Below are 13,800 nucleotides of genomic sequence, written 5' to 3'. Positions count from 1 at the left end.
TACGATATTTTTCTAATTTATCCATTGTAAAATTTCCGCCAGAACTGCTTCGGGCGTTCGTGTAGCCTCTGTCTACGACACGCAGAGCGTAAAGCCTGCGCCATAGCTTCTCTGAGTGGGTAGACGTAGCCCGTCGTAGATATCCCCTCATCTCCTATCGCTTTTGAGTATGGATATTTAGCAGTTTTCCCGCACACTTTTGGATCACTTTGTGCTACTTTATCAGCACGAGAACTGCTATTAAGATTATTGTTGCTTTGTGAAAATACCATTCTCTAGTTAGATTGGTTAAGGGCGGCTATAGTTGCTAGGCTCACGATGTCAACCTTGTGCCAGCAGCAACCCCCCGCACAATAATTTATCCACCTCTAGATTAATTTACTTTGTATCAGCCTATGACTCCTGCCCTTACGAAAATCGGCGCTCAAATGTCCAACCTGACTGGCGTGCGAGCGATTATGAAGGATATTAACGAAACTTTACGCGCTGGTGCTGGGCAGGAATTAAATAATTTGAGTGCTGGAAATCCGCTGATTTTACCAGAAGTCGAGCAATTATGGCGCGATTGTACGGCTGAATTGCTCGCTAGCTCAGAATATGGTGAAGTGGTTTGTCGCTACGGTTCCAGTCAAGGTTATGCGCCATTAATTGAAGCGATCGCCAATGATTTTAATCGCCGCTATGGGTTAAACTTAACAAACAGCAATATTCTTATTACCCCCGGTAGTCAAAGCCTCTACTTCTATGCAGCCAACTCCTTTGGCGGTTACACTAGTAGCGGCGAACTCAAACAAATTGTTTTACCCCTCAGTCCCGATTACACAGGTTATGGTGGTGTTAGCTTGGTTCCCGAAGCTTTAATCGCCTACAAACCAACTCTCGATATTGACGAAACTGCACACAGGTTTAAATATCGACCTGACTTCAGCCAACTATCGATCAACGAAAACACAGGTTGCGTGATCTTCTCTCGTCCTTGTAACCCCACAGGTAACGTCCTCACCGATGAAGAGGTGAAAAAAATAGCCGCAATAGCTGCACCTTATGATGTACCAGTATTCATAGACTCAGCTTATGCGCCGCCTTACCCAGCGTTGAACTTTACAGAAATGACACCAGTGTTTGGAGAGAACATCCTCCACTGTATGAGTTTATCCAAAGTCGGCTTACCAGGGGAACGCATCGGTGTTGCCATTGGCAATGAAAAAATTATTCAAGTGCTAGAGTCATTCCAGACAAACTTGTGTATTCATCCCTCACGCTACGGACAAGCGATCGCAGCTCGTGCAATTAGTTCTGGCGCCATTGGCGACATCGCGGAAAATGTCATTCGTCCATTTTACCAGAAGAAGTTTGCAGTATTGGAAAATACATTAGAAGCGTCAATGCCCAAGGATTTACCTTGGTTCCTCCATCGCGGTGAAGGTGCTATCTTTGCTTGGTTATGGTTACAGGATCTACCAATTACAGACTGGGAATTTTACCAAGAACTGAAGAAAGTAGGTGTAATTGTTGTACCTGGTAGTACCTTCTTCCCCGGCTTAAAAGAAGAATGGTCACACAAACACCAATGTTTACGCATCAGCCTCACCGGCAGTGACCAAGAAATCGTCACCGGAATGCAGCGTCTTGCTAAGGTAGCTCAACAAGTTTATCAGGCAAAAGTCAAGAGTCAAGAGTCAAGAGTCAAAAGTCAAAAATAATGACAAATGACCAATGACAAATGACCAATGACAAAGAGTAATGAGTAATGAGTAATGAGTAATGAGTAATGAGTAATGAGTAATGAGTAATGAGTAATGAGTAATGAGTAATGAGTAATGAGTAATGAGTAATGACCAATGACCAATGACCAATGACAAATGACAAATGACCAATGACAAATGACCAATGACCAATGACCAATGACAAATGACCAATGACCAATGACAAATGACCAATGACAAATGACAAATGACAAATGACAAATGACAAATGACTGGCTAAAAATTGGTAAAATTGTCGCACCGCAAGGACTATCCGGGGAAGTGCGGGTTTATCCCAACACCGATTTCCCCGAACGGTTTGAGGTATCAGGAACACGCTGGTTATTGCGTCCTGGGCAGACGACACCACAACCGATAGAATTATTGGCAGGACGTTACATTGAAGGCAAAAATTTGTATGTGATCAAATTAGCTGGGGTCGAAAATTGCAACCAAGCCGAAGAGTTGCGCGGTTGTGAAATCATGATACCAGCTAGCGATCGCCCGGAATTAGCAGAAGGTGAATATTACGTCCCCGATTTAATTGGCTTATTCGTCTATCTACAAGCATCTGGCGAACTTGTGGGTACAGTGGTTGATATAATTCCAGCAGGTAATGATTTATTGGAAGTCAAATTACACCCCGGATTTGCTGGCGACAAAAAACAAAAGACTGTTTTGATTCCATTTGTAGAAGCGATCGCACCCGTGGTTGACTTACAAAGTAGTCGGATTGAAATTACACCACCCCCCGGTTTGTTAGAACTTAACGATTAAGCGTTGACCCCCCATATCTAGCGCTGGAGCATGACACAAATCACATTACTCCTAACTCCTGACTCCTAACTTTCGCAAATGTGCTAACCTAGGAAAGTTCAATAATCTCGCACATCCAGGCATTCGGGTGTTTCCTATTTTGGGAGATACATCTGGGTGGAGGTTTAACCCGAATCGGAGTAAAATAAATTATGCCAGTAGTTTCGTTGGCTCAAATGATGGAGTCTGGGGTTCACTTTGGGCATCAGACCCGCCGTTGGAATCCAAAAATGTCTCCTTATATCTACACCTCTCGCAATGGTGTACATATCATCGACTTGGTGCAAACAGCCCAGTTGATGGAAGATGCTTATAGCTACATGCGTACACAAGCAGAACAAGGTAAAAAGTTCCTGTTTGTCGGCACCAAGCGCCAAGCAGCGGGAATTATTGCCCAAGAAGCTAGGCGTTGTGGTTCTCATTACATTAACCAGCGTTGGTTGGGTGGAATGCTAACGAACTGGACAACCATTAAAACCAGGGTAGACCGCCTCAAAGATTTGGAACGTCGCGAAGAAACCGGGGCGCTGGATTTATTACCCAAAAAAGAAGCCTCAATGCTGCGTCGGGAAATGGCGAAGCTGCAGAAATACTTGGGCGGGATTAAAACCTTACGCAAAATACCCGATGTAGTGGTAATTGTAGACCAACGCCGGGAATATAACGCCGTTCAAGAATGCCAAAAGCTGTCAATTCCCATTGTGTCGATGTTGGATACCAACTGCGACCCGGATGTAGTAGATATTCCTATCCCAGCCAACGACGACGCCATCAGGTCGATTAAGCTGATAGTTGGCAAATTGGCAGACGCCATCTACGAAGGTCGTCACGGTCAGCTGGAAGTGGATGATGATGATGATTCGGAAATGAGTGAGTACGACGAAGAGTACGACGACAGTGAATATTCTGACTCAGTGATTCCTGACGACGACGAAGAATAATAGTGCGGAGTGCTGAGTAAGATAGAAATACTCAGCAGTTTAGATTAGTGTTGAGTCCTGATTTTTAATTTGCCAGTTGTGAGTTGCAGACTAAAACTCATGATTGAACATTAAAAACTCAGTACTCAAAACTGAGAACTGGTGAAATTTACTTTGGTGAGCGATTAAAACTCGATGTCAACGAGGAATTGAGGCAACATGTCGGAAATATCTGCAAAACTAGTCCAAGAGCTACGCCAAAAAAGCGGTGCTGGTATGATGGACTGCAAAAAGGCGCTAAAAGAAACTGAAGGTGATATCGAAAAAGCCATAGATTGGCTGCGACAAAAGGGAATAGCTACGGCGGGTAAAAAAAGCGATCGCGTTGCAGCAGAAGGTCTAGTGGATACCTACATTCAGCCGGAAGGCCGCGTGGGTGTACTCATAGAAGTTAACTGCCAAACCGATTTTGTTGCCCGTAACGAAGCTTTTAAAGCCTTAGTTAAAAACTTAGCCCAGCAAGCAGCCAATGCTGATAGTGTTGAATCTTTACTGGCTCAACCCTATATTGAAAATACCACCATCACTGTACAAGAATTCATCACCCAAACTATTACCACCCTTGGTGAAAATATTCAGGTGCGTCGCTTTATCAATTTTAGAATATCAGAAGGCTCCTATGGTGCGGTAGACAGCTACATTCACACTGGCGGTCGTGTCGGTGTTTTGGTAGAATTGAAGTCTCAAACTGGGTCAGCCGCTGCTAATGAAGAGTTCAAAGCTTTGGCACGAAATGCTGCGATGCAGGTTGCAGCTTGCCCTAATGTTGAGTATGTCAGCATAGACCAAATCCCTCCTGAAGTTGCCCAAAGGGAAAAAGATGTGGAAATGGGGCGGGATGATTTGGAGAAGAAGCCAGATAACATCAAAGAAAAAATCGTTCAGGGACGGATTGAAAAACGCCTGAAAGAATTCACTTTGCTCGATCAACCTTACATTCGCGATCAAAGTATTGCTGTGGAAGATTTGGTGAAGCAAGTTCAGGGTAAAGTAGGCGAAGAAATTCAAGTTGTACGCTTCGTCCGCTTTGTGCTTGGTGAAGGCATTGAAAAGCAAGAAAGTAATTTTGCTGAAGAAGTGGCTGCACAAATGGGCATAAACTAATTTAGTTATTAGTCATTAGTCATTAGTGATTAATATGCGTGATTGATTCATCAGCTGTTACGCTTTTAAATTGCATAGTTACTCATGAGGTTTGTCAAGAGTCAAGGTGAGTCGGGACTCTGGACTTTTGACTTTTGAAGGACTTTATTGATTGATGTGCAAATTAGATGCGGGACAGCTTAATTATTTCAACAATAATGATTAGTAGTTTACCAAGCTAACAATGCTTGGTAGTTGCGCTGTAGTTGCGCTATAGCGTTTCTCGCCCTAATAAGGTACACCCGTAGGGGCACGGCATTGCCGTGCCCTTACACCGCGTGATACAATTTTGTACCTCACTTAACTGAGAATCGCTATACTCTACGGGAAAGCTGTGCTAATAGCGCTCTGAAATTCAAGAGCGCTAAAGCACAACCACAAACAACAGATAAATGTGGTTAAAAATTCTTAATATTTATTTGAAAAAAAAACGTACATTTGTACCATAAACAGGTCAGATGGTAATAAAGAGTAATTAGAAGATATGGCCAGAGCAATCGAGCGAATTGAAAAGGATATAGCAGATCTCGAAGAAGCGATCCGGGCGATCGCCTCAGAACTGCAAAACGCTGATACGATTTATTTAAGCAGTTTGGGACAATCCGTACGGAAACAGTTGATTCTGGCGAGTTACCATTTGTGTACCCAGGGGTATCCTGAAAATTTCCTGAGTTTATCATTGAATCAGCGGCAACAATTGCAACAAGCTATCCGCAAATTGGGGCAACAAGCAGCTGAAAACTTGCTGACTTCTCTGAGCAGTCAAGAAGATGAGGAGGAGGAGGATGAGGATGAGGATGAGGAGGATGAGGATGAAGAGGATGAGGATGAGGATGAGGATGACAGTAATTTTTCCTTTCTCTCACCCCCTCCTCGTCTCTACCCCTCCTCTTATCCTGATTTATCTAACCCGATAGAACTGGGAAGATGGCAACAGAAGATGGAAGCAGTGATTCAAGATACACTGAAAAAACTTTCCCATGAAACTAATGTTGTATTACAAAAAGCGCGGATTTTACCCAAAAAATTACCAGAACGGATTTTAGAAGTGGCTGCGGCTGCATCAGAAGCATCTGCCGAGGTGATGCCAGGACCACCAAATCTATTAAACTTAGTAATTGAAATTGAAAATGATCAAGATCCAGACGAATCTAGCCTGACACAGATCACAGCTATTAACCTGCGTCTGGGTGAAATTGAATTCGCTGACCCAGCAGTATCATCTGCACGCAAGCAAATTCGCAGTCTCTTGGTTCAACTAAGCAAGCTAGGACGGGAGTATGAAAAAAAGCACCGGGAACTATCAACAGCCGAAGCAGAAGCTGCATGGCGTGCTAGTTGGTTTGAAAATTAGTTATTTGTCAATTATTCTTTACAAATGACCAATAACCAATAACCAATAACCAATGACCAATGACCAATGACCAATGACTAATGACCAATGACCAATGACCAATGACCAATGACCAATAACCAATGACCAATAACCAATGACCAATGACTAATGAGCAACCAGATTGGATAAGATTGCAAAAAGCCTTGGCAATAGAGGCAGAAACCGGGTTTACAGACTTGGTGGGCAAACAATACCCCTTTAGTACCTTCCTCAGCCTCACTTTTGGGCAATTCCCTACAGCTTTGTCGCGAAATGAACGCAGCCGCTGGCAAGAATTAGCGGTTCAATTTGGCGATTATCCCAATCTGGGGCTGGAAGATAGACAACACTTGGTAGCAGAAACTCGTAGATATCTCTATTGGCTACAGCAAGGGGGAGATGAGGGGGAGAGAGGGGGAGAGGGGGAGAAGAAATATCAATCTCCTGTGGGAAATCCCAAATCGCCAATTGTGGCTGAGGTGAGTCGGAGTTTTGCGCCGAAAAATGACCAAAAACTCAGTGATGTACCAGAAATTGGTATGAGAAAAGCTGAAAATTTGGCGCGTCTAGGTTTGTATACGGTGCGTGACCTGCTGTTTTATTATCCCCGCGATCACATTGATTATGCGCGTCAAGTGAGTATCGCTGAGTTGCAGGGTGGTGAGACGGTGACAATAGTCGCTACGGTGAAGCGTTGTAATTGTTTTACTAGTCCGAAAAATCAGAAATTATCCATTTTAGACTTGATTCTTAAGGATAATACTGGTGAAATCAAAGTAAGTCGCTTTTGGGCAGGTTCGCGCTTTAGCAGTCGCGCTTGGCAAGAAAGTTTAAAACGTCGCTACCCTGTGGGTAGTGTGTTAGCGGCTTGTGGTTTGGTGAAAGAAACTAAATATGGCTTGACTCTGGATAACCCAGAGTTAGAAGTTTTAGCCCATCCAGGAGACACGATTGATTCCTTGACGATTGGTAGGATAGTGCCAATTTATGCTCTGACTGAGGGTGTGGTGGCGAATGCAGTCAGACAGGCGGTAATCGCTGTTTTACCAGGGGCGGCGCACTTGAAAGACCCGTTACCCAGTGGTTTGCGGGAGAAGTATAATTTGATGGAATTGAAGGATGCGATCGCCAATATCCATTTCCCTGCAGATAGCACCAGTCTGCAAGTTGCCCGTCGTCGCCTAGTCTTTGATGAATTTTTCTATCTGCAACTGAGTTTACTGCAACGCCAGCAGCAAGCAAAGGCAGTGCAAACCAGTGCGATTTTGGCGCCCAAAGGTCAACTCATCGAAAAATTCCACGAAGTCCTGCCTTTTAAACTCACAGGCGCCCAGCAGCGAGTTATCAATGATATCCTCAACGATTTGCAAAAGCCTGCACCCATGAATCGTCTGGTACAGGGCGATGTGGGTTCTGGTAAAACTGTGGTGGCAGTAGTTGCAATTTTAGCAGCAATTCAATCTGGCTACCAAGCAGCGTTGATGGCACCCACCGAAGTGTTGGCAGAACAGCATTACCGCAAGTTGGTTAGCTGGTTTAACCTGTTGCATATACCAGTAGAATTGCTGACTGGTTCGACTAAAACTGCAAAAAGGCGACAAATTCATTCGGAGTTAGAAACGGGGGAATTACCCCTGTTAGTTGGTACCCATGCCTTGATTCAAGACACGGTAAATTTTCAACAATTGGGTCTGGTGGTAATTGATGAACAGCATCGGTTTGGGGTAGAACAACGGGCACGTTTACAGCAAAAGGGAAACCAACCCCATGTATTAACTATGACGGCTACTCCCATTCCCCGGACACTGGCGCTAACGGTCCACGGGGATTTGGATGTGAGTCAAATTGATGAGTTACCACCAGGAAGGCAAAAGATTCAAACGACAATGCTAACGGGTAAACAACGCACCCAAGCTTACGACCTGATGCGGCGAGAAATTGCCCAAGGAAGGCAAATTTATGTAGTTTTGCCCTTGGTGGAAGAATCAGAAAAATTAGATTTGCGATCGGCGGTAGAGGAGCATCAAAAGTTAAAAGAAAGCGTTTTCCCCGAATTTCAAGTGGGACTGTTGCATGGTCGCATGACTTCAGCCGAGAAAGACGAAGCAATTACGAAATTCCGCGATAATGAAACACAAATTTTGGTTTCTACAACCGTGGTGGAGGTGGGGGTAGACGTGCCCAATGCCACAGTTATGCTCATTGAACATGCGGAACGCTTTGGCTTATCGCAACTGCACCAACTGCGAGGACGTGTTGGTCGGGGTGCGGCGCAGTCTTATTGTTTATTAATGAGCAGTACCAGAAGTGCTGATGCTCTACAACGGCTGAAGGTGTTGGAACAGTCCCAAGATGGCTTTTTCATCTCAGAAATGGATATGCGTTTTCGCGGTCCTGGGCAAGTTTTGGGAACTCGCCAATCGGGGGTGCCTGATTTTAGTTTAGCTAGTTTGGTGGAAGACGAAGAAGTTTTAGTGTTAGCGCGACAAGCTGCAGAGAAGGTGATTGAGATGGATGTGACTTTAGAGCGTTGGTATTTGATGAAAGAAGAGTTAAAGTATCGGTATGAGCGGTTAATGGGTGGTGCGATTATGACGTAGTACCAAGCGGTGTAGGGGCACGGCAGTGCCGTGCCCCTACGGGTGTACCTAACTAGGGCGAGAAACGCTATAGTCTGCGTCAAAATATTGTTACCGAGAAGAAGAATCAGTAATTAGAATTATTTCCGCCCGAAAAGCCACGAAAAACGAAAGTAAACATTATCGAGACGCAAGCTATGAAACCAGAATATGACCTTGATAAAATGAAAAGCCGACCAAATCCCTTTGCAAAACAATTGAAGCAACAAGTAACTTTACCCTTGGGGATTGACGTAATTGAATATTTTGAGGCAATGGCTCAAGATAATGAAAAATCACATTTTTACAAGGGTTTCGCGTTAAGTTTACACCAATGGGCAATGTTCGCCACGAGGGTCTGTGGTTCAAGAGAAATGAAACTTGCTGTAAAATGTAAATACAAATACAGATTCGATAAACTCAGATAATGGCTGAACTCAAACTCAGGTCAAAAGATCCAGATTCCCTCAGACGAATTATTCAAAGTGCTTTGTCAGAAAGATTGCAAAGTGTGATCAGAGGAATTAAAAGATGTGAAGAACGTCTTAATGAATTTGAAACCAAATATCAATTATCAACCGAAGAATTTATCACTCGCTTTAATAATGATGAATTCTCCCATAATTTTGATTTTGATGAATGGATTGGAGAAGCTCGAATGCTGACACATTTACAACAAACAAAAGAGTCGATTGAGGAGATTCATTTTGTTGATTGAAGATTATTTTCAGCAGATTGATATTTTAATTAAATCTTCGCCAATAGTTAAATTATTTAATATAGAACATGAAACCAGAGGAATATATGAAGGTTTTATCAGAGGAAAGCTCGAATTTCTAGATAATTCTTTGCTGCATTTGAGAGAATTTGTCTATGTGGAAATATCCATAGATAGAAAAATGTATAGTTATCAATATATGAATTGTGAGAATAATTTAATTTTTCGCTATGACAATACTGAACATCACCGAAAATTAAATTTGCCTACCTTTCCCCATTATAAACATGATGGAAGTGAGGATAATATCGTTAAATCAGATGCTCCTTTTTTAGCTGAGGTACTCAAAGAAATTGAAAAAATATTAGCTTGATGTTGAAGTTAAGTAGGTAGGGCTATGCCCTACATATCGGGGTTTTGCTTGGCATTGCCTAGCCTACTTTGGCAACTTGGTGAGGTACAGATAATTGTAAGGGCATGGCAGTGCCATGCCCCTACCTGCGTACCTCATTTACCTGAAATACGCTGTATTTTCAGCAGATTCATATTTTAATTAAATCTTCGCCAATAGTTACAGCAGATTGCCAGTTGGTGAGGTACAGATAATTGTAGGGGCACGGCAATGCCGTGCCCCTACGACGGTGCTGCCCACTTTTTTTTATAAAAATAAAGACGCCCTTTGAGCGTCTTTTGGTCATATTTCGCTGAAATTTTGAGACTAGGTAAACTCAATCGTCTCAACGAAATCTAAAAGATTTTCCTTGAGTTCCTCCGCTTCGTCTTCAATAGAACCGGGAGCTTGTCCGTTAAAAAAGCTGCGCTGGTTGCTAATTATATACAAAAAGTCAGCTTTGATAAAAGCCAGTAGCCCTCGGTATGCATCTAATCTGATGGCGGTGCCGTTATTTTCTTGCTTGGAAATTGTGGAACCTTGGGGCATATCTACTAATATATAGTAAGCCCCTGCTAGCGTTTCTTCCAGATATTCGCTATACTCTATTTGAGCATTTGGTAAATTGACAATAATTGCCTGAGGTACATATTTTTCTACTAGAACTGATTGGAGATATTCTTGCTGTCCAGTAGACTCTATTTCCTCGACTTGTTCGTCCGGGAGAGGATAATAATCAATTCTCAGGAAAGTGCCAAAATCATCAGAAAAGCCAACTACTCCTTCTTGACTTTGAATTCTACCGCCTTGCTGGGGGTCAACTGGAATTGGGAGTGAAAAATTACCTAAAGGCGACTCATAGACTTGTTCGCTGTATTCTTCAACTACCACTGTTTCATCTTCATCATCTGCAAATTCGTCATTTTCTGCTTCTTGAAAAGCAGCAATTACCTCTTGTATAATTTCTTGGGCTTCTTCATCCTCTAGATCCAAAGCTTCCTGTAGCTTTTTGAGATAAGGCTGTTTCTTTTTAGGGAGAACCAATTCTTCTGGGTCTAAAAGTATGATCACCCCAGCCGCAAAAGCATCCAATAGTACATCATCAGAGAGGGATTCCCTGGCGATATTAAATAGGGCGCCCAGCCCCTCTTCCTCCCCAATGTATATGAGTCTATCAACTATTTCAGTGATTTCATCTTCGGAGTATTCCTCAAAGATCTCAAAATCCCAGAGGATCGTAACTAAAGCATCTGCATCTAACTCATCTAAAGAAGAATCAGCCCCTGCGGTGATGACTGCGATCGCCGCTACCCCTTCTTCTGGACTCAGCGATTCTTTTGAAGTCTGTTTTGAGTTGAATATTTTATCATATTTTGTCATGATTGTTACCTCCAATCGTACATTGTAGATGTTTGTCAGTTGTCAGTTGTCATTCTCCCCCTTGACCCTTGACCCTTGACCCTTGACAATCTTCGCTGTCTAACGTTGTTCCATAGAGTTCTAATTTATCGAATGGTCATTGGAGTCATAGAGGAAGTGATCAGCAATACTTTCATAAAAGGTTAGATCAGTCCAGTAACCCAGGTGTCCTTGTCCTCCCCAGGATGCTTGATATTTCATTTCAATGTTCTCTAGGTTATCGTAGTAATCTAGATTACCGCTGATTGGATCTTTCTGGTGATAGTAATTAAACCAACGTATTTGCTCTAGATTACATACCACTGGGGGATTAGTAAAGTATGAAGTTTGCTGCAAAAATTTTGATTTGACGCGGAAGGAGTGGAGGTGTTGTAAAATCCGCTGTCGAATATACTGTCCTTCCCCCGCTATCTCGCGAAAGAAAAAGGCTATTTTGTCTAGTGGTGAACCAAAGGTAACTAGCCCCTGAAGTTTATCGATCAACAGACTTTTACCTTTGTCTTGAGTCAGACTTGCTTCAATACAGAGAAGGTTTAATGTATCATAGGCAATACAGCTGCCAAGAGAATGTCCCACCAGTATTACTTGGTCGTAATTTGCTTGCTTATCTTTGAGAATTGCTTTGAGTAATGTTAAGCATTCTCTGAGGATTTGCTGGCGAATATTTTGGTAAGGTGATTTTGGATCAGTTATGCTGTAGAGGGTGATATCACCCACGAAATTAACTAATGGCGGAGTTATCATTTCTTTACTGACCTTCCAGGCTGATTGCAGAAAGCGTCCGCTCAGAAATGGACTTAGCAAATACAGAATTAACGATAATACCAGCCTTAACCCAGGGTAGAGAATGTTATATAGGCGCAAGAATATGGTCAGTAGGCGCAGGCGGAATTTAAAATAACCTTTCTGATTCCGGTTCTCGAGAAGATCATCTAATAAGACTTGGTTATCCTTACGGTTATAAAACTTGATTGTCCCATTTAGTGTCTGCTCTGCCCACTGCAATATCTGAGATACTTGGATTTGATTTCCTGTACTAGGTGCCCAGTAGTACTCATGAATATCAATTATCCAGTCTTGTTGAGGATCGGTTGAACTCAATCTGACAAAGCTTTCTGTCCAAAAAGAGCCTACTGATAGTCTGCGTTTAGCCAGTAAATGGTCTAACTGGATTTTTAAGTTCTGTGTTTCAAAGTATTTTAGCCAGTTCTGGGTAAAATCATTGACGGTTTCAAAAGGGTATTGTTCGCCAATACCGTGGATCACTAAAAATGCTGTACGTCCTTTGGGGAATTTCACATGGATAGGTGTTTTAGTCATGGTAATTACGATTTAAATACGAAGATATTTTGGCTTTACTAGTTGAGCCTGATAGAACAGCTACCGTTACTCCTGCATTGCCGTCTTGATTTTGTCATTTGTCATTTGTCATTTGTCATTTGTCATTTGTCATTTGTCATTGGTTATTTGTCATTTGTCATTTGTCATTACTCATTACTCATTACTCATTACTCATTACTCATTACTCATTACTCATTACTCATTACTCATTACTCATTACTCATTACTCATTACTCATTACTCATTACTCATTACTCATTACTCATTACTCATTACTCATTACTCATTACTCTTTGTCATTTGTCATTTGTCATTGGTAAGCATTTGGGACATATTTACATATAGTAATATAGTTTTGTTTTTTCGTGCCGACTTACTTATCTCACTATCAAGGGTCATGGCTATGAACTAATGACCTATTTTCACTAAAATTGTATCAATAAAATCTTGACAATTTCCTGGAGCTAGAAATCCGAATAAAACCTCTAATTATTAGAGTATACGATTAAGCCTCTTGAAGGTGAGCAGGAGAATGAGATAAAATGTTGATTGCAGAAACCCATTGAGCGAAAATATCCGAAATTTTGCCCAAAGCAGAGGGAGCAATCATTCATGAGTAAAGCAACGCTCTACGATCAGGACTTTCTGCTGTGGACGCAGCAACAAGCTGAGAGCCTGAAAAAAGGACGCTGGGCTGAATTAGATGTGGAACATTTGGTAGAGGAACTAGAAGCTTTGGGACGAAGTGAACAAAAGGAAATTGGCAGTTACTTGCAGGTGCTTTTAATGCACTTACTAAAATGCCAGTATCAACCAGAGCGCAAAACCAAAAGTTGGCTAAATACAATCTTAAACTGTCGAGATAAAATTCAAGATTGCTTGGAAGATACTCCCAGTTTGCAACGTTTTATTGAAGACTGGGAGTGGATACAAAAATATTATCTACGTGCCCGTCGAGATGCAGCTAAGGAGACTGAAAAACCAGTAGAAACTTTTCCGAGTGAGTGTCCTTTTACTATTCAACAGGTTCTTGATTCTGACTCAATACAGTTCAGTTAAGGAAAATTGTCGTAGGGGCACGGCACGAATAAAATTGTCATTAGAAGAAAAAATTTTGGATGCCGTGCCCGTACAGTGTATATCATTCGAGCCTAACTGAACTGTATTGGATTCTGACTTCCTCGTCTAATCTAGAGATACACACAAATTGACATATTATATAGCGCTTCTCATTCAGATGAGGTACAATATCAT

General features: G+C 42.2%; 16 protein-coding genes. 11 read left to right on the top strand and 5 right to left on the bottom strand.

Annotated elements, in window-relative coordinates:
- Positions 1-17: 17 nt before the first annotated feature.
- Positions 18-272, bottom strand: a complete 255-nt coding sequence (locus tag HEQ19_20235; protein WYM01477.1) for a hypothetical protein — start codon at positions 270-272, stop codon at positions 18-20.
- 123 nt (positions 273-395) lie between these two features.
- Between HEQ19_20235 and HEQ19_20230 the strand changes: the two genes are divergently transcribed.
- Entirely contained in the window at positions 396-1,703 is a 1,308-nt protein-coding gene (locus HEQ19_20230; protein WYM01476.1) for a valine--pyruvate transaminase, read from the top strand.
- Here HEQ19_20230 and HEQ19_20225 read toward each other — a convergent pair.
- Complete coding sequence (locus HEQ19_20225; protein WYM01475.2) at positions 1,694-1,960, bottom strand: hypothetical protein; 267 nt, start codon at positions 1,958-1,960, stop codon at positions 1,694-1,696. The genes HEQ19_20230 and HEQ19_20225 overlap by 10 nt on opposite strands.
- A gap of 7 nt (positions 1,961-1,967) precedes the next feature.
- On the opposite strand from HEQ19_20225, the gene rimM reads away from it, so the two are divergent.
- The 4 genes from rimM (at position 1,968) to HEQ19_20205 (ending at position 6,038) form a co-directional block, all read left to right on the top strand.
- The gene (gene rimM / locus HEQ19_20220; protein WYM01474.1) at positions 1,968-2,522 is read left to right on the top strand and encodes a ribosome maturation factor RimM; all 555 of its coding nucleotides are present in this window, start codon (positions 1,968-1,970) and stop codon (positions 2,520-2,522) included.
- A 191-nt stretch (positions 2,523-2,713) separates the two neighbouring features.
- Entirely contained in the window at positions 2,714-3,502 is a 789-nt protein-coding gene (rpsB, locus tag HEQ19_20215) for a 30S ribosomal protein S2 (protein WYM01473.1), read from the top strand.
- A gap of 198 nt (positions 3,503-3,700) precedes the next feature.
- Positions 3,701-4,645, top strand: a complete 945-nt coding sequence (gene tsf, locus HEQ19_20210; GenBank protein WYM01472.1) for a translation elongation factor Ts — start codon at positions 3,701-3,703, stop codon at positions 4,643-4,645.
- A 523-nt stretch (positions 4,646-5,168) separates the two neighbouring features.
- Complete coding sequence (locus HEQ19_20205) at positions 5,169-6,038, top strand: hypothetical protein (GenBank protein WYM01471.1); 870 nt, start codon at positions 5,169-5,171, stop codon at positions 6,036-6,038.
- Between the two features lie 18 nt (positions 6,039-6,056).
- On the opposite strand, the gene HEQ19_20200 is transcribed toward HEQ19_20205, so the two are convergent.
- A complete protein-coding gene (locus HEQ19_20200; GenBank protein ID WYM03518.2) occupies positions 6,057-6,182 on the bottom strand; it encodes a hypothetical protein in 126 nt (41 codons plus the stop codon).
- Here HEQ19_20200 and recG point away from each other — a divergent pair.
- The 4 genes from recG to HEQ19_20175 all read left to right on the top strand — a co-directional run bounded on the left by recG (position 6,182) and on the right by HEQ19_20175 (position 9,768).
- The gene (gene recG / locus HEQ19_20195) at positions 6,182-8,659 is read left to right on the top strand and encodes an ATP-dependent DNA helicase RecG (GenBank protein WYM01470.1); all 2,478 of its coding nucleotides are present in this window, start codon (positions 6,182-6,184) and stop codon (positions 8,657-8,659) included. The two genes, HEQ19_20200 and recG, sit on opposite strands and share 1 nt — an antisense overlap.
- Positions 8,660-8,835: 176 nt before the next feature.
- Positions 8,836-9,105, top strand: coding sequence for a hypothetical protein (locus HEQ19_31210; protein WZI66970.1), 270 nt, complete (start codon positions 8,836-8,838; stop codon positions 9,103-9,105).
- Positions 9,105-9,395, top strand: coding sequence for a hypothetical protein (locus HEQ19_20180; GenBank protein ID WYM01469.1), 291 nt, complete (start codon positions 9,105-9,107; stop codon positions 9,393-9,395). The genes HEQ19_31210 and HEQ19_20180 overlap by 1 nt, the downstream gene beginning before the upstream one ends.
- On the top strand, positions 9,385-9,768 hold the full coding sequence (locus HEQ19_20175; protein ID WYM01468.1) for a DUF6516 family protein: 384 nt from the start codon (positions 9,385-9,387) through the stop codon (positions 9,766-9,768). Before HEQ19_20180 ends, HEQ19_20175 begins: the two co-directional genes overlap by 11 nt.
- Positions 9,769-10,113: 345 nt before the next feature.
- Here HEQ19_20175 and HEQ19_20170 read toward each other — a convergent pair whose 3' ends face one another.
- Positions 10,114-11,166, bottom strand: a complete 1,053-nt coding sequence (locus HEQ19_20170) for a tellurite resistance TerB family protein (GenBank protein WYM01467.1) — start codon at positions 11,164-11,166, stop codon at positions 10,114-10,116.
- A gap of 120 nt (positions 11,167-11,286) precedes the next feature.
- Positions 11,287-12,525 carry a hypothetical protein gene (locus HEQ19_20165; GenBank protein WYM01466.1) on the bottom strand — a complete coding sequence of 413 codons (1,239 nt, stop codon included), beginning with the start codon at positions 12,523-12,525 and terminating at the stop codon, positions 11,287-11,289.
- A gap of 42 nt (positions 12,526-12,567) precedes the next feature.
- Here HEQ19_20165 and HEQ19_20160 point away from each other — a divergent pair, with 42 nt between their 5' ends.
- Positions 12,568-12,891, top strand: coding sequence for a hypothetical protein (locus HEQ19_20160; protein ID WYM01465.1), 324 nt, complete (start codon positions 12,568-12,570; stop codon positions 12,889-12,891).
- Between the two features lie 267 nt (positions 12,892-13,158).
- Complete coding sequence (locus HEQ19_20155) at positions 13,159-13,605, top strand: DUF29 domain-containing protein (GenBank protein WYM01464.1); 447 nt, start codon at positions 13,159-13,161, stop codon at positions 13,603-13,605.
- Positions 13,606-13,800 lie beyond the last annotated feature (195 nt).

This window comes from Gloeotrichia echinulata CP02 (assembly GCA_038087035.1).
Taxonomy (GTDB): Bacteria; Cyanobacteriota; Cyanobacteriia; order Cyanobacteriales; family Nostocaceae; genus Gloeotrichia; species Gloeotrichia echinulata.
Note: the sequence above shows the minus strand (reverse complement) of the source record. Positions and strands in the feature narration are given on the sequence as shown.